The organism is Escherichia sp. E1V33, from assembly GCF_004211955.1.
GTDB lineage: Bacteria > Pseudomonadota > Gammaproteobacteria > Enterobacterales > Enterobacteriaceae > Escherichia.
Genome location: NZ_RHJI01000012.1, coordinates 1 through 25,834 on the forward strand (window position 1 = coordinate 1; position 25,834 = coordinate 25,834).

Consider the following 25,834-nt stretch of genomic DNA (forward strand, 5'->3'; position numbering starts at 1 on the left):
GTTCGCTGTTTTTATTATGATGCGGTGACGGGGGAGTATACCGGCTGGTCAGATGAATATATCCATATCGGCGTGAGTATGCCTGGCAACGCCACCGATATTGCCCCAGGTGATGAAGTAGTGGGCGAGGTTGCTGTATTTAGCGATAATAACTGGAAATGGCTGACTGACCACCGTAATGAGATCGTTTATTCAACAATGGATGGTACTTTCAGCGCTGTTGATTATATCGGTGAAGTTAAAGAAGGCTTTACTACGTCAGCCCCCGCTACGCCACATGATGTGTGGGACGGGGAAAAATGGGTAACGGATAGCGAGGCTCAACATGTCGCTGAAGTTGCTGCTGCTGAAACTGAAAAACAGACTCACATTTACCAAACCAATACATACATCAACAGTAAGCAATGGCCCGGAAAGGCTGCAATGGGGCGACTCAAAGACACAGAGAAAGAGCAGTACAACCTCTGGCTGGATTATCTCGATGCGCTGGAAGCCGTGGACATCCTCAACGCACCGGATATTAACTGGCCTGTCACCCCGGAGGTGTAATATGTCGCACGAACATCTTGCTCCATTCGCAGGTTGGGTTAGGGCAGAAAACGGTCGCGAAAATTTTGCTCACACCTGTCTGGCCATGAAGCTATCAGGATTCCGCGGTGGATTTTTAATATCCCGCAAATCTCTGACAGAACCTCTGCGCTCGATTGCAGAGAAAGTGGATAGCGTTACTCAAAAACCTGAATTATGGTATCAGCTAATTCAAGAGCTTTTGGCATCGTGCGACTGGCTGCACTACGAAGCCGTACTCGTGTCTCCGGTCTTGAGGGACACAATAATCCTTGAACTAAGTAAGCTGCTCGCAAAGGAATAATTTCAGCCGGGAAAGCGTCTAACAGAAGACGAGATTCTTGAACTTGCAAAATCAAGTCTTCCTGCTTAGGAGCGTAGTCTGGAATCTCATTGAACCCTATTATTTCAACTATTCTTCAGACATTCATATGTAAAACTAAATTGGTAAGCATAGAAGCTGTCTGTATTAAATAGTCACTGGTCGGTAGTTGTGAATCAACAATGAATGCCGGCCAGCCTTCGATTAATAGAATCAGGTGGACAAGCTCACGACATAGAGTTGCCTAGCTGGTTTCCTTTTCTGGGATATGAAGTAAAGTCCAGCCTTTCTCAGTGGTAAACGACATGGAGCATCTTGCTAAAATGCGGTGCTCATGAGGCATGATTTCCAGCGAAATTGGTCCCAAGCGTTTTTCCACTTCTTCAAGTAAATATAACAATTGAACATCTGTAACAAGCTCTCTCATTCTTACTATCCATGTGAGTTGTGATTATATGCAGTAAAAATACTGCATTCCATTAAGGTGTACATCGATGAGTCCTCCGAGATAGAAAGGGAATTGATTTCCACTCCCTCCCAAAAAAATTGCACTAAGCGCTTCTCTCAATTGAACCTGTGATGGAATGGGCCGCGTACAGTCATATTGGTTGTATTAGCACAGCCCCTGATTTTTCACGCTCCCAACGGCACGAGTCACGACGTGCCATATAAATTCTTCAGCCAATATAATTTGGTTAGAGAGACAAAAGCGGGACACACAAAGCGTTGCATCGGTTTGTGGGGCTTTGTACTGCTCTCACTTAGTAGTTCGCATCCTTTGTTGCAAGACAATGTGAATCAATTTGAAACAGAGTGGTGCAATCACCACTTTTTTAGTGTTACCATCATTTTACCGGGTGAAGGACTGAGAATGTCAGTTTTTCATTTGTGTACCAGATTGTGTACCAATTTAGCGATTGTTGGTTAGATGGTTACATAACTTACTGTAAACAAACAAATTTTTTCTTTGTATGTGATCTTTCGTGTGGGTCACCACTGCAAATAAGGATATAACATGCCTGTTATTACTCTTCCTGATGGCAGCCAACGCCATTACGACCACGCTGTAAGCCCCATGGATGTTGCGCTGGACATTGGTCCAGGTCTGGCGAAAGCCTGTATCGCAGGGCGCGTTAATGGCGAACTGGTAGATGCGTGCGATTTGATTGAAAACGACGCTAAACTGGCGATCATTACCGCTAAAGACGAAGAAGGTCTGGAGATCATTCGTCACTCCTGCGCGCACCTGTTAGGGCACGCAATTAAACAACTTTGGCCGCATACCAAAATGGCAATCGGCCCGGTTATTGACAACGGTTTCTATTACGACGTTGATCTTGACCGCACGTTAACCCAGGAAGATGTCGAAGCACTCGAGAAGCGGATGCATGAGCTTGCTGAGAAAAACTACGACGTCATTAAGAAGAAAGTCAGCTGGCATGAAGCGCGTGAAACTTTCGTTAAACGCGGCGAGAGCTATAAAGTCTCCATCCTGGACGAAAACATCGCCCATGATGACCAGCCTGGCCTCTATTTCCACGAAGAATATGTCGATATGTGCCGCGGTCCGCACGTACCGAATATGCGTTTCTGCCACCATTTCAAACTGATGAAAACGGCAGGGGCCTACTGGCGCGGCGACAGCAACAATAAAATGTTGCAACGTATTTATGGTACTGCGTGGGCAGATAAAAAAGCTCTTAACGCGTACTTGCAGCGTCTGGAAGAAGCCGCTAAACGCGACCACCGTAAAATCGGTAAACAGCTCGACCTGTACCATATGCAGGAAGAAGCGCCGGGTATGGTGTTTTGGCACAATGACGGCTGGACCATCTTCCGTGAACTGGAAGTGTTCGTTCGTTCTAAACTGAAAGAGTACCAGTATCAGGAAGTTAAAGGTCCGTTCATGATGGACCGCGTCCTGTGGGAAAAAACCGGTCACTGGGAAAACTATAAAGATGCAATGTTCACCACCTCTTCTGAGAACCGTGAATACTGCATTAAGCCGATGAACTGTCCGGGCCACGTACAAATCTTTAACCAGGGGCTGAAGTCGTATCGCGATCTGCCGCTGCGTATGGCCGAGTTCGGCAGCTGCCATCGCAATGAGCCGTCTGGTTCTCTGCATGGCCTGATGCGTGTGCGTGGTTTTACCCAGGATGACGCACATATCTTCTGTACTGAAGAACAAATTCGCGATGAAGTTAACGGATGTATCCGTTTAGTCTATGATATGTACAGCACTTTTGGCTTCGAGAAGATCGTGGTCAAACTTTCCACTCGTCCTGAAAAACGTATTGGCAGTGACGAAATGTGGGATCGTGCTGAGGCGGACCTGGCAGTTGCGTTAGAAGAAAACAACATCCCGTTTGAGTATCAACTGGGTGAAGGCGCGTTCTACGGTCCGAAAATTGAATTTACCCTGTATGACTGCCTCGATCGTGCATGGCAGTGCGGTACAGTACAGCTGGACTTCTCCTTACCGTCTCGTCTGAGCGCCTCCTATGTAGGCGAAGACAACGAGCGTAAGGTTCCGGTAATGATTCACCGTGCAATTCTGGGGTCGATGGAACGTTTCATCGGTATCCTGACCGAAGAGTTCGCTGGTTTCTTCCCGACCTGGCTTGCGCCGGTTCAGGTTGTTATCATGAACATTACGGATTCACAGTCTGAATACGTTAACGAATTGACGCAAAAACTATCAAATGCGGGTATTCGTGTTAAAGCAGACTTGAGAAATGAGAAGATTGGCTTTAAAATCCGCGAGCACACTTTGCGTCGCGTCCCATATATGCTGGTCTGTGGTGATAAAGAGGTGGAATCTGGCAAAGTTGCCGTTCGCACCCGCCGTGGTAAAGACCTGGGAAGCATGGACGTAAATGAAGTGATCGAGAAGCTGCAACAAGAGATTCGCAGCCGCAGTCTTAAACAATTGGAGGAATAAGGTATTAAAGGCGGAAAACGAGTTCAAACGGCGCGTCCTAACCGTATCAATGGCGAAATTCGCGCCCAGGAAGTTCGCTTAACAGGTTTGGAAGGCGAGCAGCTTGGTATTGTGAGTCTGAGAGAAGCTCTGGAGAAAGCTGAAGAAGCCGGAGTAGACTTAGTCGAGATCAGCCCTAACGCCGAGCCGCCGGTTTGTCGTATAATGGATTACGGCAAATTCCTCTATGAAAAGAGCAAGTCTTCTAAGGAACAGAAGAAAAAGCAAAAAGTTATCCAGGTTAAGGAAATTAAATTCCGTCCTGGTACAGATGAAGGCGACTATCAGGTAAAACTCCGCAGCCTGATTCGCTTTCTCGAAGAGGGTGATAAAGCCAAAATCACGCTGCGTTTCCGCGGTCGTGAGATGGCGCACCAGCAAATCGGTATGGAAGTGCTTAATCGCGTGAAAGACGATTTGCAAGAACTGGCAGTGGTCGAATCCTTCCCAACGAAGATCGAAGGCCGCCAGATGATCATGGTGCTCGCTCCTAAGAAGAAACAGTAAGGCCTTCAAGTAGCACTGTCTGTGGAGCCTTCGGGCTTCGCAGGCTTTGTTCGCCTTTGTTTCTGTTTATTAACAATGCGAAGTGGAAGTTATTAAAATGCCAAAAATTAAGACCGTACGCGGTGCTGCTAAGCGCTTCAAAAAAACCGGTAAAGGTGGTTTTAAGCACAAGCACGCTAACCTGCGTCACATTCTGACCAAAAAAGCGACCAAACGTAAACGTCACCTGCGTCCGAAAGCCATGGTTTCCAAAGGCGATCTGGGCCTGGTAATCGCGTGCCTGCCGTACGCATAAGCCGTTAACGTTTTTTAACTTTTTAATTAGAATATAGATACAGGAGAGCACATATGGCTCGCGTAAAACGTGGTGTTATTGCACGCGCACGTCACAAGAAAATTTTGAAACAAGCTAAAGGCTACTACGGTGCGCGTTCTCGCGTATACCGCGTTGCCTTCCAGGCTGTTATCAAAGCTGGTCAGTATGCTTACCGTGACCGTCGTCAACGTAAGCGTCAGTTCCGTCAACTGTGGATTGCGCGTATCAACGCAGCAGCACGTCAGAACGGTATTTCTTACAGCAAATTCATCAATGGCCTGAAAAAAGCCTCTGTTGAAATCGACCGTAAGATCCTGGCTGATATCGCAGTATTCGACAAAGTAGCGTTCACCGCTCTGGTTGAAAAAGCGAAAGCAGCTCTGGCATAAGCCAGTTGAAAGAGGGAGCTAGTCTCCCTCTTTTCGTTTCAACACCATCAGAACATTGACTTTTATCGCTGTAGCCTTTTCAATAAAGGTCTTTTGAAAAGTACCAAAAGGTAACGCAAGCAATGAATGCTGCTATTTTCCGCTTCTTTTTTTACTTTAGCACCTGACTCCAGGAGGCTAGCGCGTGAGAAGAGAAACGGAAAACAGCGCCTGAAAGCCTCCCAGTGGAGGCTTTTTTTGTATGCGCGTTTTGAAAAATAAAAAGCCTGTCTCATCAGGCGTAATTGTCGCAGCCAGTCTGGACACGGCCAGCGCGGAGAAACCGGAGCGTACTTAAATACGTGAGGATTTCGAGCACTGCCCGGGACCAAAATGGCAAGTAAAATAGCCTGATGGGATAGGCTCTAAGTCCAACGAACCAGTGTCACCACTGACACAATGAGGAAAACCATGTCACATCTCGCAGAACTGGTTGCCAGTGCGAAGGCGGCCATTAGCCAGGCGTCAGATGTTGCCGCGTTAGACAATGTGCGCGTCGAATATTTGGGTAAAAAAGGGCACTTAACCCTTCAGATGACGACCCTGCGTGAGCTGCCGCCAGAAGAACGTCCTGCAGCTGGTGCGGTTATCAACGAAGCGAAAGAGCAAGTTCAGCAGGCGCTGAATGCGCGCAAAGCTGAACTGGAAAGCGCGGCGCTGAATGCGCGTCTGGCTGCGGAAACTATCGATGTTTCCCTGCCTGGTCGTCGTATCGAAAACGGTGGCCTGCATCCGGTTACCCGCACTATCGACCGTATCGAAAGTTTCTTCGGTGAGCTTGGCTTTACCGTGGCAACCGGGCCTGAAATCGAAGATGATTATCATAACTTCGATGCTCTGAATATTCCTGGCCACCACCCGGCGCGCGCTGATCACGACACTTTCTGGTTTGATGCTACTCGTCTGCTGCGTACCCAGACCTCTGGCGTACAGATCCGCACCATGAAAGCCCAGCAGCCGCCGATTCGTATCATCGCGCCTGGCCGCGTTTATCGTAACGACTACGACCAGACTCACACGCCGATGTTCCATCAGATGGAAGGTCTGATTGTTGATACCAACATCAGCTTTACCAATCTGAAAGGCACGCTGCACGATTTCCTGCGTAACTTCTTTGAAGAAGATTTGCAGATCCGCTTCCGTCCTTCCTACTTCCCGTTCACCGAGCCGTCTGCGGAAGTGGACGTCATGGGCAAAAACGGTAAATGGCTGGAAGTACTGGGCTGCGGGATGGTGCATCCGAACGTGCTGCGTAATGTTGGCATCGATCCGGAAGTTTACTCCGGTTTCGCCTTCGGAATGGGGATGGAGCGTCTGACCATGTTGCGTTATGGCGTTACCGACCTGCGTTCATTCTTCGAAAACGATCTGCGTTTCCTCAAACAGTTTAAATAAGGCAGGAATAGATTATGAAATTCAGTGAACTGTGGTTACGCGAATGGGTGAACCCGGCGATTGACAGCGATGCGCTGGCGAATCAAATCACGATGGCGGGCCTGGAAGTTGACGGTGTAGAACCGGTTGCCGGTAGCTTCCACGGCGTGGTCGTTGGTGAAGTGGTTGAATGTGCGCAGCATCCGAATGCCGACAAACTGCGAGTGACCAAAGTCAACGTCGGTGGCGATCGCCTGCTGGACATCGTCTGCGGCGCGCCAAACTGCCGTCAGGGCCTGCGTGTGGCGGTTGCAACTATTGGTGCTGTTCTGCCGGGCGATTTCAAAATTAAAGCGGCGAAACTGCGCGGTGAACCGTCCGAAGGGATGCTGTGCTCCTTCTCTGAACTGGGTATTTCTGACGATCATAACGGTATTATCGAACTGCCTGCGGATGCGCCAATTGGCACCGACATCCGTGAATACCTGAAACTTGATGACAACACCATCGAAATCAGTGTGACGCCAAACCGTGCAGACTGCTTAGGCATTATCGGCGTAGCGCGTGATGTTGCCGTGCTGAACCAGCTTCCGCTGGTTGAACCGGAAATTGTCCCGGTTGGTGCAACCATCGATGACACGCTGCCGATTGCGGTAGAAGCGCCGGAAGCCTGCCCGCGTTATCTTGGCCGTGTAGTAAAAGGCATTAATGTTAAAGCGCCAACCCCGCTGTGGATGAAAGAAAAACTGCGTCGTTGCGGGATTCGTTCTATCGATGCAGTGGTTGACGTAACCAACTATGTGCTGCTCGAACTGGGTCAGCCGATGCACGCTTTCGACAAAGATCGTATTGAAGGCGGCATTGTAGTGCGGATGGCGAAAGAGGGCGAAACGCTGGTACTGCTCGACGGTACTGAAGCGAAGCTGAATGCTGACACTCTGGTCATTGCCGACCACAACAAGGCGCTGGCGATGGGCGGTATCTTCGGTGGTGAACACTCTGGCGTGAATGAAGAAACGCAAAACGTCCTGCTGGAGTGTGCTTTCTTCAGCCCGCTTTCTATCACCGGTCGTGCTCGTCGTCATGGCCTGCATACCGATGCGTCTCACCGCTACGAGCGCGGCGTTGATCCGGCATTGCAGCACAAAGCGATGGAACGTGCGACCCGTCTGCTGATCGACATCTGCGGTGGTGAGGCTGGTCCGGTAATTGATATCACCAACGAAGCAACGCTGCCGAAGCGTGCAACCATCACTTTACGTCGTAGCAAACTGGATCGTCTGATCGGCCATCATATTGCTGATGCGCAGGTGACTGACATTCTGCGTCGTCTCGGCTGCGAAGTGACCGAAGGCAAGGACGAATGGCAGGCTGTTGCGCCGAGCTGGCGTTTCGACATGGAAATTGAAGAGGATCTGGTCGAAGAAGTTGCGCGTGTCTACGGCTATAACAATATTCCGGATGAGCCGGTACAGGCGAGCCTGATTATGGGGACTCACCGTGAAGCCGATTTGTCGCTCAAGCGTGTGAAAACGCTGCTTAACGATAAAGGCTATCAAGAAGTGATCACCTACAGTTTCGTTGATCCGAAAGTGCAGCAGATGATCCACCCGGGCGTAGAAGCCTTACTGCTGCCAAGCCCGATTTCCGTTGAAATGTCGGCAATGCGTCTTTCTCTGTGGACAGGTCTGCTGGCAACTGTAGTGTACAACCAGAACCGTCAGCAAAACCGTGTGCGCATTTTTGAAAGCGGTCTGCGTTTCGTGCCAGATACCCAGGCGCCATTGGGCATTCGTCAGGACCTGATGTTATCTGGTGTGATTTGCGGTAATCGTTACGAAGAGCACTGGAACCTGGCAAAAGAGACTGTTGATTTCTATGATTTGAAAGGCGATCTTGAATCCGTTCTCGACCTGACCGGTAAACTGGCTGAGGTTGAATTCCGTGCAGAAGCGAATCCGGCACTGCATCCGGGGCAATCCGCAGCGATTTATCTGAAAGGGGAACGTATTGGTTTTGTTGGGGTTGTTCATCCTGAACTGGAACGTAAACTGGATCTTAACGGTCGCACTCTGGTGTTTGAACTGGAGTGGAACAAGCTCGCAGACCGCGTGGTGCCTCAGGCGCGCGAGATTTCTCGCTTCCCGGCGAACCGTCGTGACATCGCGGTTGTGGTTGCAGAAAACGTTCCCGCAGCGGATATTTTATCCGAATGTAAGAAAGTTGGCGTAAATCAGGTAGTTGGCGTAAACTTATTTGACGTGTACCGCGGTAAGGGTGTTGCGGAGGGGTATAAAAGCCTCGCCATTAGCCTGATCCTGCAAGATACCAGCCGTACACTCGAAGAAGAGGAGATTGCCGCTACCGTCGCCAAATGTGTAGAGGCATTAAAAGAGCGATTCCAGGCATCATTGAGGGATTGAACCTATGGCGCTTACAAAAGCTGAAATGTCAGAATATCTGTTTGATAAGCTTGGGCTTAGCAAGCGGGATGCCAAAGAACTGGTTGAACTGTTTTTCGAAGAGATCCGTCGCGCTCTGGAAAACGGCGAGCAGGTAAAACTCTCTGGTTTTGGTAACTTCGATCTGCGTGATAAGAATCAACGCCCGGGACGTAACCCGAAAACGGGCGAAGATATTCCCATTACAGCACGGCGCGTGGTGACCTTCAGACCTGGGCAGAAGTTAAAAAGCCGGGTCGAAAACGCCACACCCAAAGACGAGTAATCTGATCTAACTAAAAAGGCCGCTCTGCGGCCTTTTTTCTTTTCACTGTAGAAGAGTCGCCGTAAAATCAGCGGAATGACACTTCAGCAGAACGGATACCATGCTGACACTTGCCCGCCAACAACAGCGACAGAATATTCGCTGGTTATTATGCCTGTCAGTTTTGATGCTGCTGGCGCTTCTCTTAAGCCTTTGCGCTGGTGAACAATGGATTTCTCCCGCCGACTGGTTTACTCCTCGTGGTGAACTGTTCGTCTGGCAAATTCGCCTACCACGTACCCTGGCTGTATTGCTGGTTGGCGCGGCGCTGGCGTTATCAGGCGCGGTCATGCAGGCGCTATTTGAAAACCCTCTTGCGGAGCCGGGGCTGCTTGGTGTCTCTAACGGCGCTGGAGTGGGGCTTATCGCCGCTGTATTGCTCGGGCAAGGGCAGTTACCTAACTGGGCTCTGGGGCTGTGTGCGATTGCTGGCGCGCTTATTATCACCTTAATTCTCTTGCGTTTTTCCCGCCGTCATCTTTCAACCAGCCGATTACTGCTGGCTGGTGTTGCGTTGGGTATCATCTGTAGCGCGTTAATGACGTGGGCCATCTACTTTTCCACGTCTGTTGATTTACGCCAACTGATGTACTGGATGATGGGCGGCTTTGGTGGTGTAGACTGGCGGCAAAGTTGGCTGATGGTGGCCTTGATTCCGGTGTTGTTGTGGATTTGCTGCCAGTCCAGTGCCATGAATATGTTAGCATTGGGTGAAATTTCGGCGCGGCAACTGGGGTTACCGCTGTGGTTCTGGCGCAATGTGCTGGTGGCGGCTACCGGTTGGATGGTCGGTGTCAGCGTGGCGTTGGCTGGCGCTATTGGGTTTATTGGCCTGGTTATCCCACATATTCTGCGGCTGTGCGGATTAACCGATCACCGGGTATTACTTCCCGGCTGCGCGCTGGCAGGTGCTACTGCGTTGCTGCTTGCCGATATTGTTGCTCGACTGGCGCTGGCTTCCGCAGAGTTACCGATTGGTGTGGTCACCGCCACCTTGGGCGCGCCGGTGTTTATCTGGTTATTGTTAAAAGCAGGACGTTAGCCGCATAAAGACGGTCTATGATTAAAAGCTAAGATTTTTACTGACCTTATCCAGGAGACACGATGCAAGATCCCATTCTGACCACCGTAGTGAAGACGATTGACGGGGAAGTGACCACGCTGGAGAAATATGCCGGTAATGTGCTGCTGATTGTCAATGTCGCTTCAAAGTGTGGCTTAACGCCGCAATATGAACAGTTGGAGAATATCCAGAAAGCCTGGGCCGATCGTGGTTTTGTCGTGCTGGGATTTCCGTGCAACCAGTTCCTTGAACAAGAACCTGGTAGTGATGAAGAAATTAAAACTTATTGCACCACCACCTGGGGCGTGACGTTCCCAATGTTCAGTAAGATTGAGGTCAATGGCGAAGGGCGTCATCCGCTATATCAAAAATTGATTGCCGCAGCGCCCACGGCGGTGGCACCGGAAGAGAGCGGTTTCTACGCGCGAATGGCCAGTAAAGGCCGCGCACCGCTGTATCCTGATGATATTTTGTGGAATTTTGAAAAGTTTCTGGTGGGTAGAGACGGAAAGGTCATCCAGCGCTTTTCCCCGGATATGACGCCGGAAGATCCTATCGTAATGGAAAGCATTAAACTGGCGTTGGCAAAATAATGTCTATTGTGATGCAGTTACAGGATGTAGCGGAATCAGCCCGCCTGGAGCCGCTTTCTGGCGAGATCCGGGCAGGGGAGATCCTGCATCTGGTGGGGCCGAACGGCGCGGGCAAGAGCACCTTGCTGGCGCGAATGGCGGGGATGACCAGTGGTCAAGGAAGCATTCAGTTTGCTGGTCAACCACTGGATACCTGGCCCGCAACAAAACTCGCCCTGCATCGCGCCTATCTTGCACAACAGCAGACGCCGCCGTTTGCTATGCCGGTCTGGCATTACCTGACCATGCATCAGCACGATAAAACGCGAACTGACCTGCTAAATGATGTCGCAGGGGCGTTGGCCCTTGATGACAAACTCGGCCGTAGCACCAATCAACTTTCCGGTGGTGAATGGCAACGTGTCCGTCTTGCTGCTGTGGTGCTACAAATCACGCCGCAAGCGAATCCGGCAGGTCAATTGCTTCTCCTTGATGAACCCATGAACAGCCTTGATGTTGCCCAGCAAAGCGCGTTAGATAAAATTTTGAGCGCGCTTTGTCAGCAAGGCGTGGCGATTGTGATGAGCAGTCACGATCTTAACCACACATTGCGTCACGCGCATCGGGCGTGGTTACTTAAACAAGGAAAACTGCTTGCCAGTGGGCGGAGAGATGAAGTACTAACGCCGCCGAATCTGGCCCAGGCTTATGGTATGAGCTTCCGTCGTCTGGACATTGAAGGTCACCGAATGCTGATTTCGACCACCTGATTTCATTAGCATCTTGAAAAACGGGTAATTTCGACGCTAAATTAATGCAAGAATAAAAAACAGAGGATTCGTACGGAATGCGTTTCTGCCTAATTTTAATTACAGCACTGTTTCTGGCTGGGTGTAGCCATCATAAAGCGCCGCCGCCAAACGCCAGGCTTTCTGACTCTATTACTGTCATTGCTGGTTTGAACGATCAACTGCAGAGCTGGCATGGTACGCCGTACCGTTATGGCGGTATGACTCGACGTGGTGTGGACTGTTCGGGGTTCGTGGTTGTGACGATGCGCGACCGTTTCGACTTGCAATTACCACGCGAAACAAAACAACAGGCCGCTATCGGTACCCAAATTGATAAAGAAGAATTGCTGCCAGGCGATCTGGTCTTTTTCAAAACAGGTTCCGGGCAAAATGGTTTACATGTGGGTATTTACGATACCAACAATCAATTCATTCACGCCTCTACCAGCAAGGGGGTGATGCGTTCTTCCCTCGATAATGTCTACTGGCAGAAAAATTTCTGGCAGGCGAGACGAATCTAGTATCTCAATAAATGGACGGTGATGATACCGCACCGTCTGTTAACTCCTGAATACAGTAGTATTTTGCAGACAAAAATACCGCAAATGGAATATTCGTTTATACTCAGGATAATCTAAAAAAAGGACCCCTGAAAAAGTGGTTAACATGGAACAAATGAAAGTTATTCCTTCTGTATTTGTTATGACTTATGGCCTCAAGCTTTTTATCTGGATGTTGAAAAAAATCCGTAGAGAGGGGCTGTTACCATGAAGGTCTTACTGGAGAATCTTTATCATTCTGATTACTATTTTCTGCCGATAAGAGACAGCCAACAAAATCTTGTTGGGGTTGAGTTAATAACCCATTTCTCCAGTGACGACGGTACTGTTCGCATCCCGACGACACGAGTTATTGCACAACTTTCAGAGGAGCAGCATTGGCAATTATTTGCTGAAAAGTTGGAATTACTAAAATCATGCCAACATTTTTTTATTCAACACAAACTCTTTGCCTGGATTAATTTAACGCCACAAGTAGCAAAGTTATTATTAGATGGGGATAATTACGCAAGCAAACTATTAAGAGTTCCCTTTGTTGAATTGATGATTAATGAAAATTATCCGCATCTTAATGAGGGAAAAGATAATTGCGAACTTTTGCACTTATCGCAAATTTTCCCTCTGGTTTTGGGAAATTTGGGCGCGGGCAACAGTACAATGAAGGCCGTTTTTGATGGGCTTTTTACTCGCGTTATGCTGGATAAAGGTTTTATTCAGCAACAAATAGTCCATAAATCTTTCGCTCCTTTTATTCGTGCTCTCCATGCGCAAATTTCACCTTGTTGCAATTGTATTATTGCCGCTGGTATTAATACACCGGAGATGTTGGCAAAGATGGCGCCGTTTGGTTTCCATTCTTTTCAGGGATGCTTGTGGCCCGCAGTTCCCGTAAGCCAGATAACAACGCTGGTTCAGCGATAACCCTCTTGTTTGCTGGTGTTTAAGACGAGAGTAACCGTCTACACTATCAAACAGGAGGATCTATGACCCTGTCTTTTATTACCCGCTGGCGTGATGAATTGCCGGCAACTTATACATCACTTTTCCCTACGCCTTTAAATAATGCCCGGTTGATTTGGTATAACGCCGAACTGGCTAATACGCTGGGTGTTCCATCGTCGCTGTTTGAAAGAGGCGCGGGTGTCTGGGGCGGCGAAACTTTACTGCCAGGCATGTCGCCACTGGCCCAGGTCTACAGTGGGCACCAGTTTGGTGTCTGGGCGGGGCAGCTTGGCGACGGGCGCGGCATTTTACTCGGCGAGCAACAGCTTGCCGACGGCACCACCATGGACTGGCATCTGAAAGGTGCGGGGCTGACGCCTTATTCGCGGATGGGAGATGGACGTGCAGTTTTACGTTCAACGATTCGCGAAAGTCTTGCCAGTGAGGCAATGCATCATCTGGGCATTCCGACGACGCGCGCCTTGAGCATAGTTACCAGCGATACGCCGGTTTACCGGGAGACGGTCGAATCAGGCGCGATGCTGATGCGCGTAGCGCAGAGTCATTTGCGATTTGGCCACTTTGAACACTTTTACTATCGTCGGGAACCGGAAAAAGTTCGCCAGCTGGCTGACTTCGCCATTCGCTATTACTGGCCGCATCTTCAGGATGAAGAGGATAAATACCGCCTCTGGTTTACCGATATCGTCGCACGTACGGCTTCGTTAATCGCCAGCTGGCAGACGGTCGGTTTTGCTCATGGGGTGATGAACACAGATAACATGTCGATTCTCGGGCTGACGCTGGATTATGGTCCATTTGCTTTCCTCGATGATTATGAACCGGGCTTTATTTGTAATCACTCTGATCACCAGGGACGTTACAGCTTTGATAATCAACCTGCCGTTGCGTTGTGGAATTTACAGCGTCTGGCGCAGACATTGTCGCCGTTTATCACAGTCGACGCGTTAAACGAGGCGCTGGAAAGCTATCAACAGGTTTTGTTGACGCAATATGGAAAACGTATGCGGCAGAAGTTGGGCTTTATGACGGAGCAAAAAGAGGATAACGCGTTACTGAATGAATTGTTCAGTCTGATGGCGCAAGAGCGCAGCGATTATACTCGCACATTTCGCATGATGAGTCTGACCGAGCAGCACAGTGCGGCTTCACCACTGCGCGATGAGTTTATTGACCGCGCGGCGTTTGATGATTGGTTTACGCGTTATCGGGCGCGTTTGCAGCAAGACGGAGTTGCCGATAGTGAACGTCAGCAACTGATGCAGAGTGTTAACCCTGCGCTGGTATTGCGAAACTGGCTGGCACAACGCGCCATTGAGGCGGCAGAAAAGGGCGATATGACAGAATTACAACGTCTGCATGAAGCGTTGCGAAATCCTTTCAGCGACAGGGGTGATGACTATGTCAGCCGACCGCCGGACTGGGGAAAACGGCTGGAAGTGAGCTGTTCAAGCTAAAACGTGGTTAAGTTGCCCATTCCTGGCAGAATGGGCAATGACTTAGAAGCGGGTATCTACCGCCGAGGCGAGTTTCTCCACCAGACATTCAGTATCTTCCCAACCTAAACAAGGATCGGTAATCGACTGACCGTAGGTGAGCGGCTGACCGCTGGCGATTTTTTGTGTACCTTCGCGCAGGAAGCTTTCTGCCATAATTCCGGCGATCGCCGTGGAACCATTGCGGATTTGCTGACAAATATCCTCACAAACTTCTAACTGGCGACGGTGCTGCTTCTGGCAGTTACCGTGGCTGAAATCCACCACCAGATGTTCAGGTAAATCAAACTCACGCAGCGTATCGCAGGCTGCGGCGATATCATCGGCATGGTAGTTCGGTTTTTTGCCGCCACGCATAATAATGTGGCCATACGGGTTGCCGCTGGTCTGATAGATGGTCATCTGACCGTTTTTGTCTGGCGAGAGGAACATATGGCTGGCACGGGCTGCGCGGATAGCATCCACGGCAATCCGCGTGTTGCCATCGGTACCATTTTTAAAACCTACCGGACAGGAGAGTGCTGACGCCATTTCACGGTGGATCTGGCTCTCGGTAGTCCGTGCGCCAATTGCGCCCCAGCTAATTAAGTCAGCAATAAACTGACCGGTCACCATATCGAGAAACTCGGTCGCGGTGGGAACGCCCAGTTCATTTACCTGCAACAGCAACTTACGTGCCATTTCAAGGCCGTGATTAACGCGATAGCTGCCGTTTAAATCCGGATCGGAGATGAGTCCTTTCCAGCCGACAACGGTACGCGGTTTTTCAAAATAGGTGCGCATTACAATTTCCAGCCGTGACTGGTACTGGTTGCGCAACGCCTGCAGACGGGTAGCATACTCCATGGCAGCGGTCAGATCGTGGATCGAGCAGGGTCCAATAATGACCAATAGCCGCTTGTCTTCACCGTTCAGTATTTTTTCAATTCTGCGGCGGGAATCAATGACATGGTTGGCGACGCCAGGCGTTACGGGATACCGTAGCGCGAGTTCGGCGGGCGTTACCAGGCTCTCAATACGCGCAGTACGGAGTTCGTCAGTTCTGTTCATTACAAGTCTCAGAAATTTGTTGCTTCAACGGCAGGGACGCCAAGAAGTGATGCGCATCACGATAAACCAATCGCTGCTGATTTCAAGTGCGAGATGTGTCACACCTCGCCGGGTGGTTAGCATGATAACAAAAAAATAAGCTAATGCACTAGTTCTCTAGTACATTCGACGACTAAGGCCCATGATATCGAGGATCTTGGTGGCAATCTCTTCTACCGAATAATTGGTACTGTTAATCCACGGGATCTGATTTTTACGGTACAACGCCTCCACTTCCGCGACTTCCATTCGGCACTGGCGAAGCGAGGCATAGCGGCTGTTCTCCCGCCGCTCTTCGCGAATCGCCGCCAGACGCTCCGGGTCGATAGTCAGGCCGAACAATTTATGCTGAAGCGGTTTAAGCGACGCGGGTAGCACCAGATTATCCATGTCATCGGCAATAAAGGGGTAGTTTGCCGCGCGGATACCAAACTGCATCGCCAGATACAGGCTGGTGGGGGTTTTACCGCAACGAGAGACTCCGAGCAGGATCACCTGAGCCTGATCCAGATTGCGCAACGAAATACCGTCATCATGGGCAAGGGTGTAATCAATTGCTGCAATACGCGCATCATATTTATTGAGATTATTAGGGTTCAGGCCGTGGGTTCGGTGAGCAATCGGCGTCGGGTCCAGTTTCATCTCTTGCTGGAGAGGGGCAACCAGCGCCTGCACAATATCCTGGCAAAAGCCTTCGCTTTGCAAAATGATGGCGCGGATTTCTGGTAGCACAATGGAGTAAAAAACCAGCGGACGCACACCCGTCTGGTGATAAATTGCGTCAATCTGATCCTTCACCGCCCGAGCACGGCTCTCATTTTCGACAAACGGCAGCGTGATGCTGCTGATAGTGACGGGAAATTGTGACATTACTGCGTGTCCTAATACCTCCGCAGTTATTGCCGTACCATCAGAAATATAAAAAACGTGGCGATCAACAGCATTATCCATTTTGTTCTTCCCGTGATGCAGACATAATTCTATGAAAGCATAAATTAAAAACGCACAGAAGCGTAGAACGTTATGTCTGGTTTATAAAATGAACCTTCAATTTTATTTTTTATGAAAACAGCATTTCATTTTTATGGTTTCTTTTATACCGATGGTTTATGTGGAAATTGTCGAAGAGAGCAGATTTGCGCAACGCTGGGATCTGTCTTAAAAAGTAAAAAAATATATTTGCTTGAACGATTCACCGTTTTTTTCATCCGGTTAAATATGCAAAGATAAATACGCAGAAATGTGTTTCTCAAACCGTTCATTTATCACAAAAGGATTGTTCGATGTCCAACAATGGCTCGTCACCGCTGGTGCTTTGGTATAACCAACTCGGCATGAATGATGTAGACAGGGTTGGGGGCAAAAATGCCTCCCTGGGTGAAATGATTACTAACCTTTCCGGAATGGGCGTTTCCGTTCCGAATGGTTTCGCCACAACCGCCGACGCGTTTAACCAGTTTCTGGACCAAAGCGGCGTAAACCAGCGCATTTATGAACTGCTGGATAAAACGGATATTGACGATGTTACCCAGCTTGCGAAAGCGGGCGCGCAAATCCGCCAGTGGATTATCGACACTCCCTTCCAGCCTGAACTGGAAAACGCCATCCGCGAAGCCTATGCACAGCTTTCCGCCGATGACGAAAACGCCTCTTTTGCGGTGCGCTCCTCCGCCACCGCAGAAGATATGCCGGACGCTTCCTTTGCCGGTCAGCAGGAAACCTTCCTCAACGTTCAGGGCTTTGACGCCGTTCTCGTGGCAGTGAAACATGTATTTGCTTCTCTGTTTAACGATCGCGCCATCTCTTATCGTGTGCACCAGGGTTACGATCACCGTGGCGTGGCGCTCTCCGCCGGTGTTCAGCGGATGGTGCGTTCCGACCTCGCATCTTCTGGCGTGATGTTCTCCATTGATACCGAATCCGGCTTTGACCAGGTGGTGTTTATCACTTCCGCTTGGGGCCTTGGTGAAATGGTGGTGCAGGGCGCGGTTAACCCGGATGAGTTTTACGTGCATAAACCGACACTGGCGGCGAATCGCCCGTCAATCGTGCGCCGCACTATGGGATCGAAAAAAATCCGCATGGTCTACGCACCGACCCAGGAACACGGCAAGCAGGTTAAAATTGAAGATGTACCTCAGGAACAGCGTGACATCTTCTCGCTGACCAACGAAGAAGTGCAGGAACTGGCAAAACAGGCCGTACAAATTGAGAAACACTACGGTCGCCCGATGGATATTGAGTGGGCGAAAGATGGCCACACCGGCAAACTGTTCATTGTGCAGGCGCGTCCGGAAACCGTGCGCTCACGCGGCCAGGTCATGGAGCGTTATACGCTGCATTCACAGGGTAAGATTATCGCCGAAGGCCGTGCTATCGGTCATCGCATCGGCGCGGGCCCGGTGAAAGTCATCCATGACATCAGCGAAATGAACCGCATCGAACCTGGCGACGTGCTGGTTACTGACATGACCGACCCGGACTGGGAACCGATCATGAAGAAAGCATCTGCCATCGTCACCAACCGTGGCGGTCGTACCTGTCACGCGGCAATTATCGCTCGTGAACTGGGTATTCCGGCGGTAGTGGGCTGTGGTGATGCGACCGAACGGATGAAAGACGGTGAGAACGTCACCGTTTCTTGTGCCGAAGGTGATACCGGTTATGTCTATGCGGAGTTGCTGGAATTTAGCGTGAAAAGCTCCAGCGTGGAAACGATGCCGGATCTGCCGTTGAAAGTGATGATGAACGTCGGTAACCCTGACCGTGCGTTTGACTTTGCCTGCCTGCCGAACGAAGGCGTAGGTCTGGCGCGTCTGGAATTTATCATCAACCGCATGATTGGCGTTCACCCCCGCGCACTGCTTGAGTTTGACGACCAGGAACCACAATTACAAAATGAAATTCGCGAGATGATGAAAGGCTTTGATTCTCCGCGTGAATTTTACGTTGGCCGCCTGACCGAAGGGATCGCGACGCTGGGTGCCGCGTTTTATCCGAAACGCGTGATTGTCCGTCTCTCTGACTTTAAATCGAACGAATACGCCAATCTGGTGGGTGGCGAGCGTTACGAGCCCCATGAAGAGAACCCGATGCTGGGCTTCCGTGGTGCGGGCCGCTACGTTTCTGACAGCTTCCGCGACTGTTTCGCGCTGGAGTGTGAAGCAGTAAAACGTGTGCGCAACGACATGGGGCTGACCAACGTTGAGATCATGATCCCGTTCGTGCGTACCGTAGATCAGGCGAAAGCGGTGGTTGAGGAACTGGCGCGTCAGGGGCTGAAGCGTGGTGAGAACGGGCTGAAAATCATCATGATGTGTGAAATCCCGTCCAACGCCTTGCTGGCCGAGCAGTTCCTCGAATATTTCGACGGCTTCTCAATTGGCTCAAACGATATGACGCAGCTGGCGCTCGGTCTGGACCGTGACTCCGGCGTGGTGTCTGAATTGTTCGATGAGCGCAACGACGCCGTGAAAGCATTGCTGTCGATGGCTATCCGTGCCGCGAAGAAACAGGGCAAATATGTCGGGATTTGCGGTCAGGGTCCGTCCGACCACGAAGACTTTGCCGCCTGGCTGATGGAAGAGGGGATCGATAGCTTGTCCCTGAACCCGGACACCGTGGTACAAACCTGGTTAAGTCTGGCTGAACTGAAGAAATAAAATAAATACCCGGCGGCGTTCAGTCGCCGGGTTTACGTGATTCCTGAAGATGAAACTTATTCAATTACTTCGCAGACATCCTGAGTTAATCGCCGCATAATATCTTTCCTTAACAAAAACTTTTGTATTTTACCTGATGCAGTGCGCGGTAGTTTTTCGATCACTACGATATGTTCAGGGTATTTATATTTCGCGACCCGTTTACGGCTAAAAAATGCCACTACATCTTCCAGCGATAATGAATGATGTGGCGCTTTCAGCACGACATAAGCGCATGAGCGTTCACCTAAACGATCATCGGGCATCGCAACCACACAGGCATCGTGAATTTTAGGATGCTGCAATAAAATATCTTCCACTTCACGGCTGCTAATATTTTCGCCGCCGCGGACAATAATATCTTTCTTGCGTCCGGTTATTTTTATATAGCCAGCCTCATCCATGCGACAGAGGTCGCCGCTGTAATACCAGCCTTCTCCATCCAGCGCACGGGCGGTTAATTCAGGTTCATCAAAATACCCCATAAACACATTGGGGCCACGCGAGGCTTCTTCACCTTCGCAACCCGGTGGTAATGTCTTGCGTTCGTCATCGACCACTTTAATCTCTACGCCCGCGGCAGCGTAACCATCTGTGTGCATAAAGCGCGACAAAGGGTCGTCGAGATTCACCACCGCATGCGGCGAGCTTTCTGTGGAACCATAAACGCTTAATAATTTAATGCTGCGCTGCTGGCATTCACGCGCCACTTTTTTGGGGATTGTGGTGCCACCGCAAAGAAAGAAGCGCAGCGCTGAAAGGTCTGCGGGCTGTTTCTCTAGCAAATTCAAAAGATCATAGACAAACGGCGTTGCGCCGAGCATACAGGTGCAACCTTGTTGCTCAAGTAACGAGAGACAGGCTTCAGGAGTGAAAATATCTAACAACACGCTGCGAGCGCCAATCAAAAACGGCGCCGTTACGCCATGCAGAAAACCCGTCGCGTGACCGAGTGGTGCAGGCATCATAAAGACATCCAGCCAGGTCAGGTTCAGCCGCGCGCAATAGGCCCGCTCACTGGCGAGAATATTGTTATGCGTTAGCATCACGCCCTTTGGCAGGCCCTCGGTTCCGGAGGTAAACAGCACCGCGGCTAATTCATCGCCGTGGGCTGATATTGCGGCGGCCAGTGGGGAATTGTCGGCAATAATCTGACTTAATGAGAGGGAAGAGGTGGCGGGAGCCAGTTTGTCAACGCCGACAATTTTTTGTAGTTGTGGAAGCTGATTTTGCAGCGGCAGGATTAAATCTACCGGACGCGTTTGTTTAAACAATGTCGGTGCAAAAAACATTTTTGCCTGACACTTATTGAGCACCCAGACCAGTTCAGCTTCTCGCCAGGAAGGCAACAACGGCACGGAAACCGCACCGGTTTTCAGGCAGGCAAGATAGATAACAGTAAATTCACACCAGCCAGGCAGCTGAAAAGCGATGCGATCGCCCGATTCAATACCGTTAGCCAGTAACCAGCTTGCCAGACAGTTCGCGGCGTGATCGAGTGCGCTATAGGTGTACGATGCACCATGATTATCGACCACGGCAATTTTGTCAGGCATCGCACGAGCGGTCTGCTGCCAGTAATCAGCCAGCGAAGCATCGCCCCATAACCCTTGCTGACGATACGCCGCACGACGTTGTTCGTTAAACGTTAATGTCACTTTCATTTTGGACTCTCGAAACAGAACGTCAGGCCCGATGTGCGGGCCTGTGGGATGCGTGATTAGCCGTAACGGAAATCAATACCGAAGGTGCCTGCGGGGTATTGCCATTGTTCGAGAATAGTGTTGCCACACAGCACCCGACAGGTGCCGCACTCCAGACAACCGGCGGAATCAAAATGAATGTTTCCTGCATCATCCTGCTTATACAGTCCGGCAGGGCAGGCTTTCATTAATTTTTGAAATTCTTTGATGTCGGGATTTGCCGCCAGAATGATATGCGGATGGCCCTCATCAACATGGAATTTATTGACGCCTAATTTGACGTCAACGTTGACCGTAGCGTTCTGGCTCATAGCGCGGTTGCTCCCTTAATGCCATCTTTCAGCAGATTGATCAGCCCGATTTTCTTCGCATGTCCAAGAATCATTTTTCGTACCGGCTGGTTTGGTTTGCCGTCAATGGTGAACATATCGTTCATGATGTCGGCGACCATGCGCGGATACTGACTAAACAGGCGCGGGTTTTCCATCAGCGCCGGGATCTTGCGAAAATGCTGCATATCGCGCATAACACAACTTTGTTCCAGCTCGTGTTTGTATTGCGCCAGACTGCTGGCGGAGAAATCCTCGCGTTCTTTGGCGGCGATCACCGTTGTGGCGGCAGCCTGAGCCGATGCAATGGCTAAATCCATGCCACGAACTGTAAAACCCAAATTCAGGCAGAAGCCTGCGGCGTCACCAACGATCATCACGCCATCGTTAACCAGCTGCGGCACCATTGCCAGACCGCCTTCTGGCACCATATGCGCGGAATATTCAAGCAACTTGCCGCCGCTAATCAGCGGGCGAATGGCGGGGTGTTGTTTAAAATCTTCCAGCATTTGCGGCACGCTTTTTTGCGCATGGGCGATATCACCCAATCCACAAACCAGCCCCAACGATACGGAATCCTTGTTGGTATAGAGAAATCCCCCGCCCATCAGGCCGTCAGAAGGGGAACCGGCAAACAGCCAGGCGGCACCTTCCTCGCCCGTAATATTAAAGCGATCGTTGATCTGTTCTGCTGTGAGGCCAATAACCTCTTTAACACCAACAGCGTAATGATGCGGATCGGAAGCGGGAACCATTCCCAGCGAGCGGCCAAGCATCGAGTTAACGCCATCAGCCAGAATCACCACATTCGCTTCGAGAATATCATCCCCAGCCTGCACGCCAGTGACCTTGTTTCCTTCACGAACCAGCGCATCGACGCGAACGCCTGGGATAAACTGCGCGCCCGCCTGCTCGGCTTGTTCCATCAACCACGGGTCCAGACGATTACGCAATACGGTATAAGATGCGTGTTGCGGAACATCTGGTTGCTCGCGGTGAAAATCGAGGGTAACGGCGCTCTCTTCGGTTAAGAAGGAGATTTTCTCGCGTGTGACCTTGCGTTCTACCGGCGCTGATACTGCAAAACCTGGAATGATTGCTTCAAGTGTGTGGGCATAAAGACGCCCGCCGGTCATGTTTTTACATCCGGCACTGTCGCCGCGTTCTATCACCAGGACATCCAGCCCGGCTCGCGCCATGACCAGTGCGGCAACGCTACCAGCAACGCCCGCACCGACCACAATGGCATCAAATTTGTCATCCGACATGCGTTATGCTCCCTTCCCGCTGCGTTTACAGCGGGAGATGTGGTTGAAAGGGAATTAGCGACTCAACTGGCTAATCAGGGCTGGGACGACTTTATAGATATCGCCCACCAGACCGTAGTCGGCATAGTTGAAGATTGGCGCATTTTTATCTTTATTGATGGCGACAATCACTTTTGCGCCGTTGCCGCCAACCATATGTTGGAGCTGCCCGGAGATCCCCAGCGTCAGGTAGAGATCGGATTTCAGCAATACGCCGGAGACGCCGATATAACGTTCACGCTCCATCCAGTTCTCGCCTTCAGCAATCGGGCGTGAACAACCGACCTCGGCATTGAGTGCCGCCGCCAGTTCGTGAACCATTTTCAGGTCATCCTGTGCCGCCAGACCACGACCGACGCCGACTACGCGTTTTGCTTTGCTCAGGTCCACGCTGCTTGCCGCTTTCGCACGGCGCTCACGACTAAGAATTTCATGACGCGGAGCAACGTAAGGCACAGTTTCAATCGGACACTGATGAGAGGCGTCACTGGTGCTCGGTTCCTGGACACCGGGTGCAAGGGTGATTATCGCCAGCGGGCTATTGATCTTTTCCTGGGCGAACGCTAGCCCGCCATACATACGGTGCTCGGCGCAAACGTGACCATCGACTACATCAACCGCAGTGGCATCGTTCACCAGCGCCGCATTCAGTTGCACACTTAACCGTGCTGCCAGAGCTTTACCGCGTTTTGTCGCGGCCAGCAGCAACATAGATGTGTGTTTATCTTTCAGCAGGGCAGCAATGCTTTCAGCATAATTTTCAGTGCGTTGCAGCGCATTGTTTTGCTCAAGCACATAAATACATTTTGGACCATAAGGCATAATTGCCTGTGCCTGGTCGGTATTTTGAACAATCGCAAATACCTGTTGGCCCCATTGCTGCGCGCCGCCAAATAGTTCAGCATAACGTTCAGGGTTATCGCTAAAGACCCAGACGTTGTTTAATTGACTCATCGTTTCTTCTCCGTTGGCTTTAGTTCAGGGCTTTCTTCAGATGTTCCGCAAGCTCGGCAATGGCTTCCGGCGAATCGTTATCGAGAATGATGTGTTTGCGTTCTGTTTGCGGCGGTACGCGAACACCGATCAGTTCGGCAAGAGGTGCGCCCTGACTCCAGCCGATATCACTCGCCTGCCACTGGTTTACCGTTTTTTTGCCCGCGCCGAGAATGGCTTTCATGGAAGGAATACGTGGCACGTTAATATCGGACGTGACGCACAGCACTGCTGGCAATGAAAGCTCAACGACTTCAACTTCCTCTTCCAGAGCGCGTTCGATAATCAGGCTGTTGCCCTGACGTTGAATGGCGCTGACAGCGTTAATTACCGGAAGCTGCAGAATTTCTCCTACCAGTAAACCAACCTGTTGGGCATAGAGATCGCCAGATCCTTCACCGAAGATCAGTAAATCGAAGCCGATCTTTTCTGCCGCGGCGGTCAGTGCCTTAGCCGTATCAAGGGGGAGTGCATGCTCAAGCTGGGCATCCTGCACCATATACAGACAATGCGGTCCGCGGGATAACACGTCTTTACGCACTTTTGAGTTCTGCAACAATGAACCACCAACGGTCAGCGCGGCTATCTCATCATCATCCGTTGCAAGCTGGCTTGCGGCTTCAATGGCATTGAGATCGAACTGGCTAATTTTGGCGTCGGCATTGTCGAAATTGAGGGTGTACTCGGGAGTGACAACAATGTCCTGTTCTTCAGGCACCAGCTTAAAGCAGGTTATTATTTTCATGATTTCTCCTGTGGGTCGCATACGGAACCATCTCCGATGGAAGGTAAAATTGCCTGAAAATAGTGTGCGATAGCAGGAAGGGGTTTTCGACGGAGCAATCTGTTTTCCTTGCAAACAATCTTGCAAAAAAAATGCGATCGTTAAAACAAAAGCACAATAAGCGGCAATATTATGTCGTCGTGGACGTACTATCTTGCATTCAGTGTAAATAATCTTGTTTAGCTCTCGCTAAACGCAGTTGTATAACCGTAGTACACACCGTATTTTATCCTGCATATATTGCTTTTGCTTGTTTATGGAATAGGGAGGTTGTCATGTATCAACGCTGTTTTGATAATGCCAGCGAAACGATGTTTGTCGCCGGTAAAACGCCACGACTTTCGCGCTTTGCCTTTAGTGACGATCCTAAATGGGAGTCGGGACATCACGTTCATGATAATGAAACCGAGCTGATTTATGTTAAGAAAGGTGTGGCAAGATTTACCATTGATTCTTCGTTATATGTGGCACATGCCGATGACATTGTGGTGATAGAACGTGGCAGACTGCACGCGGTGGCCTCAGATGCTAACGACCCGGCAACGACCTGTACCTGTGCGCTTTACGGTTTTCAGTTTCAGGGCGCAGAAGAAAATCAGTTACTGCAACCGCATTCCTGTCCGGTTATTGCTGCAGGGCAGGGAAAAGAGGTCATCAAAACGCTTTTTAATGAATTAAGTGTGATTTTACCGCAAAGTAAAAATGGCCACGCATCTTCAGTGTGGGATGCATTTTCCTATACGCTAGCGATTCTCTATTACGAAAACTTTAAAAATGCCTATCGTTCGGAGCAGGGATATATTAAAAAAGATGTGCTGATAAAAGATATCCTTTTTTATCTGAATAATAATTACCGCGAAAAAATCACTTTAGAACAGTTATCGAAAAAGTTTCGCGCCAGCGTCAGTTATATTTGCCACGAATTTACTAAAGAGTATCGTATTTCCCCCATCAACTATGTGATTCAACGGCGTATGACCGAAGCAAAATGGCTGCTGACCAATACCGATTTGTCGCAGGCTGAAATCTCATGGCGTGTGGGTTATGAAAATGTCGACCACTTTGCCAAACTGTTTTTGCGCCATGTCGGCTGTTCGCCAAGCGATTATCGCAGGCAATTTAAAAACTGTTTTGCGGAACAAGAAATCTTGTCTGAATTTTCTGAACCTGTAAGTCTTGCCGGGTAAATATGGCGGCGCAGTTTTTATTTGAAGCTGCGC

26 protein-coding genes and 1 other annotated feature are annotated in these 25,834 nt (G+C 50.1%); of the genes, 18 read left to right on the top strand and 8 right to left on the bottom strand.

Annotated elements, in window-relative coordinates:
* A partial coding sequence (locus D9742_RS12475; RefSeq protein WP_130237094.1) for a tail fiber assembly protein occupies positions 1-549 on the top strand: 549 nt, incomplete at its 5' end.
* Between the two features lies 1 nt (position 550).
* A complete protein-coding gene (locus D9742_RS12480) occupies positions 551-871 on the top strand; it encodes a hypothetical protein (protein ID WP_130237095.1) in 321 nt (106 codons plus the stop codon).
* 262 nt (positions 872-1,133) lie between these two features.
* Here the strand turns inward: D9742_RS12480 and D9742_RS12485 are convergent, their stop codons facing one another.
* Complete coding sequence (locus D9742_RS12485) at positions 1,134-1,316, bottom strand: hypothetical protein (protein ID WP_130237096.1); 183 nt, start codon at positions 1,314-1,316, stop codon at positions 1,134-1,136.
* A 588-nt stretch (positions 1,317-1,904) separates the two neighbouring features.
* Here D9742_RS12485 and thrS point away from each other — a divergent pair.
* The 14 genes from thrS (at position 1,905) to selO (ending at position 14,669) form a co-directional block, all read left to right on the top strand.
* Complete coding sequence (gene thrS, locus D9742_RS12495; protein ID WP_130208286.1) at positions 1,905-3,833, top strand: threonine--tRNA ligase; 1,929 nt, start codon at positions 1,905-1,907, stop codon at positions 3,831-3,833.
* Positions 3,834-3,836: 3 nt separating this feature from the next.
* Positions 3,837-4,379 (top strand): translation initiation factor IF-3, encoded by a 543-nt coding sequence (gene infC / locus D9742_RS12500; protein WP_001700733.1) that lies wholly within the window; start codon positions 3,837-3,839, stop codon positions 4,377-4,379.
* 97 nt (positions 4,380-4,476) lie between these two features.
* Positions 4,477-4,674, top strand: coding sequence for a 50S ribosomal protein L35 (gene rpmI, locus D9742_RS12505; protein ID WP_001124225.1), 198 nt, complete (start codon positions 4,477-4,479; stop codon positions 4,672-4,674).
* A gap of 53 nt (positions 4,675-4,727) precedes the next feature.
* A complete protein-coding gene (rplT, locus tag D9742_RS12510) occupies positions 4,728-5,084 on the top strand; it encodes a 50S ribosomal protein L20 (RefSeq protein WP_000124850.1) in 357 nt (118 codons plus the stop codon).
* A 116-nt stretch (positions 5,085-5,200) separates the two neighbouring features.
* Positions 5,201-5,325, top strand: a sequence feature (Phe leader region).
* Positions 5,207-5,251, top strand: a complete 45-nt coding sequence (gene pheM / locus D9742_RS23170; RefSeq protein ID WP_001386830.1) for a pheST operon leader peptide PheM — start codon at positions 5,207-5,209, stop codon at positions 5,249-5,251. (Overlaps the previous feature by 45 nt.)
* A gap of 209 nt (positions 5,326-5,534) precedes the next feature.
* The gene (gene pheS, locus D9742_RS12520; protein ID WP_000018588.1) at positions 5,535-6,518 is read left to right on the top strand and encodes a phenylalanine--tRNA ligase subunit alpha; all 984 of its coding nucleotides are present in this window, start codon (positions 5,535-5,537) and stop codon (positions 6,516-6,518) included.
* 14 nt (positions 6,519-6,532) lie between these two features.
* Positions 6,533-8,920 carry a phenylalanine--tRNA ligase subunit beta gene (pheT, locus tag D9742_RS12525; RefSeq protein ID WP_130237098.1) on the top strand — a complete coding sequence of 796 codons (2,388 nt, stop codon included), beginning with the start codon at positions 6,533-6,535 and terminating at the stop codon, positions 8,918-8,920.
* A 4-nt stretch (positions 8,921-8,924) separates the two neighbouring features.
* Positions 8,925-9,224: an integration host factor subunit alpha gene (gene ihfA, locus D9742_RS12530; protein WP_002440155.1), complete on the top strand. Its 300-nt coding sequence runs from the start codon at positions 8,925-8,927 to the stop codon at positions 9,222-9,224.
* Positions 9,225-9,324: 100 nt separating this feature from the next.
* Positions 9,325-10,305, top strand: a complete 981-nt coding sequence (btuC, locus tag D9742_RS12535; RefSeq protein ID WP_130237099.1) for a vitamin B12 ABC transporter permease BtuC — start codon at positions 9,325-9,327, stop codon at positions 10,303-10,305.
* 62 nt (positions 10,306-10,367) lie between these two features.
* Positions 10,368-10,919 (top strand): bifunctional thioredoxin/glutathione peroxidase, encoded by a 552-nt coding sequence (gene btuE, locus D9742_RS12540; protein ID WP_130208280.1) that lies wholly within the window; start codon positions 10,368-10,370, stop codon positions 10,917-10,919.
* The gene (gene btuD, locus D9742_RS12545; protein WP_130237100.1) at positions 10,919-11,668 is read left to right on the top strand and encodes a vitamin B12 ABC transporter ATP-binding protein BtuD; all 750 of its coding nucleotides are present in this window, start codon (positions 10,919-10,921) and stop codon (positions 11,666-11,668) included. Before btuE ends, btuD begins: the two co-directional genes overlap by 1 nt.
* 77 nt (positions 11,669-11,745) lie before the next feature.
* Positions 11,746-12,210, top strand: coding sequence for an NlpC/P60 family protein (locus tag D9742_RS12550; RefSeq protein WP_130208276.1), 465 nt, complete (start codon positions 11,746-11,748; stop codon positions 12,208-12,210).
* 246 nt (positions 12,211-12,456) lie between these two features.
* A complete protein-coding gene (locus D9742_RS12555) occupies positions 12,457-13,170 on the top strand; it encodes an EAL domain-containing protein (protein ID WP_130237101.1) in 714 nt (237 codons plus the stop codon).
* Positions 13,171-13,232: 62 nt separating this feature from the next.
* Complete coding sequence (gene selO, locus D9742_RS12560) at positions 13,233-14,669, top strand: protein adenylyltransferase SelO (RefSeq protein WP_130237102.1); 1,437 nt, start codon at positions 13,233-13,235, stop codon at positions 14,667-14,669.
* A gap of 42 nt (positions 14,670-14,711) precedes the next feature.
* On the opposite strand, the gene aroH is transcribed toward selO, so the two are convergent.
* Together aroH and ppsR are read right to left on the bottom strand one after the other, a co-directional pair.
* Positions 14,712-15,758, bottom strand: a complete 1,047-nt coding sequence (aroH, locus tag D9742_RS12565; protein ID WP_130237103.1) for a 3-deoxy-7-phosphoheptulonate synthase AroH — start codon at positions 15,756-15,758, stop codon at positions 14,712-14,714.
* 156 nt (positions 15,759-15,914) lie between these two features.
* On the bottom strand, positions 15,915-16,748 hold the full coding sequence (ppsR, locus tag D9742_RS12570) for a posphoenolpyruvate synthetase regulatory kinase/phosphorylase PpsR (RefSeq protein ID WP_000368046.1): 834 nt from the start codon (positions 16,746-16,748) through the stop codon (positions 15,915-15,917).
* A gap of 332 nt (positions 16,749-17,080) precedes the next feature.
* On the opposite strand from ppsR, the gene ppsA reads away from it, so the two are divergent.
* Complete coding sequence (ppsA, locus tag D9742_RS12575) at positions 17,081-19,459, top strand: phosphoenolpyruvate synthase (RefSeq protein ID WP_130237104.1); 2,379 nt, start codon at positions 17,081-17,083, stop codon at positions 19,457-19,459.
* A gap of 56 nt (positions 19,460-19,515) precedes the next feature.
* Here the strand turns inward: ppsA and fadK are convergent, their stop codons facing one another.
* From fadK to D9742_RS12600, 5 genes are read right to left on the bottom strand one after another with little or no spacing between them, the layout of a single operon-like run.
* Positions 19,516-21,162, bottom strand: a complete 1,647-nt coding sequence (fadK, locus tag D9742_RS12580) for a medium-chain fatty-acid--CoA ligase (RefSeq protein WP_130237105.1) — start codon at positions 21,160-21,162, stop codon at positions 19,516-19,518.
* A 56-nt stretch (positions 21,163-21,218) separates the two neighbouring features.
* Complete coding sequence (locus D9742_RS12585; protein WP_021556861.1) at positions 21,219-21,512, bottom strand: ferredoxin family protein; 294 nt, start codon at positions 21,510-21,512, stop codon at positions 21,219-21,221.
* Positions 21,509-22,798 carry an FAD-dependent oxidoreductase gene (locus D9742_RS12590; RefSeq protein WP_130237106.1) on the bottom strand — a complete coding sequence of 430 codons (1,290 nt, stop codon included), beginning with the start codon at positions 22,796-22,798 and terminating at the stop codon, positions 21,509-21,511. Before D9742_RS12590 ends, D9742_RS12585 begins: the two co-directional genes overlap by 4 nt.
* A gap of 54 nt (positions 22,799-22,852) precedes the next feature.
* Positions 22,853-23,791, bottom strand: a complete 939-nt coding sequence (locus D9742_RS12595) for an electron transfer flavoprotein subunit alpha (RefSeq protein ID WP_130237107.1) — start codon at positions 23,789-23,791, stop codon at positions 22,853-22,855.
* Positions 23,792-23,810: 19 nt separating this feature from the next.
* On the bottom strand, positions 23,811-24,575 hold the full coding sequence (locus tag D9742_RS12600; protein WP_130237108.1) for an electron transfer flavoprotein: 765 nt from the start codon (positions 24,573-24,575) through the stop codon (positions 23,811-23,813).
* Positions 24,576-24,889: 314 nt separating this feature from the next.
* Between D9742_RS12600 and D9742_RS12605 the strand changes: the two genes are divergently transcribed.
* Complete coding sequence (locus D9742_RS12605; protein ID WP_130237109.1) at positions 24,890-25,801, top strand: AraC family transcriptional regulator; 912 nt, start codon at positions 24,890-24,892, stop codon at positions 25,799-25,801.
* The last annotated feature ends 33 nt before the right edge of the window (positions 25,802-25,834 follow it).

Bases quoted from the DNA above. Each gene is read 5' to 3' on its own strand.
- btuD (WP_130237100.1), top strand. From the start codon at position 10,919: ATGTCTATTGTGATGCAGTTACAGGATGTAGCGGAATCAGCCCGCCTG.
- ihfA (WP_002440155.1), top strand. From the start codon at position 8,925: ATGGCGCTTACAAAAGCTGAAATGTCAGAATATCTGTTTGATAAGCTT.
- D9742_RS12550 (WP_130208276.1), top strand. From the start codon at position 11,746: ATGCGTTTCTGCCTAATTTTAATTACAGCACTGTTTCTGGCTGGGTGT.
- thrS (WP_130208286.1), top strand. From the start codon at position 1,905: ATGCCTGTTATTACTCTTCCTGATGGCAGCCAACGCCATTACGACCAC.
- D9742_RS12600 (WP_130237108.1), bottom strand. From the start codon at position 24,575: ATGAAAATAATAACCTGCTTTAAGCTGGTGCCTGAAGAACAGGACATT.
- ppsR (WP_000368046.1), bottom strand. From the start codon at position 16,748: ATGGATAATGCTGTTGATCGCCACGTTTTTTATATTTCTGATGGTACG.
- aroH (WP_130237103.1), bottom strand. From the start codon at position 15,758: ATGAACAGAACTGACGAACTCCGTACTGCGCGTATTGAGAGCCTGGTA.
- btuE (WP_130208280.1), top strand. From the start codon at position 10,368: ATGCAAGATCCCATTCTGACCACCGTAGTGAAGACGATTGACGGGGAA.
- rpmI (WP_001124225.1), top strand. From the start codon at position 4,477: ATGCCAAAAATTAAGACCGTACGCGGTGCTGCTAAGCGCTTCAAAAAA.
- fadK (WP_130237105.1), bottom strand. From the start codon at position 21,162: ATGAAAGTGACATTAACGTTTAACGAACAACGTCGTGCGGCGTATCGT.
- D9742_RS12585 (WP_021556861.1), bottom strand. From the start codon at position 21,512: ATGAGCCAGAACGCTACGGTCAACGTTGACGTCAAATTAGGCGTCAAT.
- D9742_RS12595 (WP_130237107.1), bottom strand. From the start codon at position 23,791: ATGAGTCAATTAAACAACGTCTGGGTCTTTAGCGATAACCCTGAACGT.
- D9742_RS12590 (WP_130237106.1), bottom strand. From the start codon at position 22,798: ATGTCGGATGACAAATTTGATGCCATTGTGGTCGGTGCGGGCGTTGCT.
- D9742_RS12605 (WP_130237109.1), top strand. From the start codon at position 24,890: ATGTATCAACGCTGTTTTGATAATGCCAGCGAAACGATGTTTGTCGCC.
- ppsA (WP_130237104.1), top strand. From the start codon at position 17,081: ATGTCCAACAATGGCTCGTCACCGCTGGTGCTTTGGTATAACCAACTC.
- D9742_RS12485 (WP_130237096.1), bottom strand. From the start codon at position 1,316: ATGAGAGAGCTTGTTACAGATGTTCAATTGTTATATTTACTTGAAGAA.
- D9742_RS12555 (WP_130237101.1), top strand. From the start codon at position 12,457: ATGAAGGTCTTACTGGAGAATCTTTATCATTCTGATTACTATTTTCTG.
- btuC (WP_130237099.1), top strand. From the start codon at position 9,325: ATGCTGACACTTGCCCGCCAACAACAGCGACAGAATATTCGCTGGTTA.
- D9742_RS12480 (WP_130237095.1), top strand. From the start codon at position 551: ATGTCGCACGAACATCTTGCTCCATTCGCAGGTTGGGTTAGGGCAGAA.
- pheS (WP_000018588.1), top strand. From the start codon at position 5,535: ATGTCACATCTCGCAGAACTGGTTGCCAGTGCGAAGGCGGCCATTAGC.
- selO (WP_130237102.1), top strand. From the start codon at position 13,233: ATGACCCTGTCTTTTATTACCCGCTGGCGTGATGAATTGCCGGCAACT.
- rplT (WP_000124850.1), top strand. From the start codon at position 4,728: ATGGCTCGCGTAAAACGTGGTGTTATTGCACGCGCACGTCACAAGAAA.
- pheT (WP_130237098.1), top strand. From the start codon at position 6,533: ATGAAATTCAGTGAACTGTGGTTACGCGAATGGGTGAACCCGGCGATT.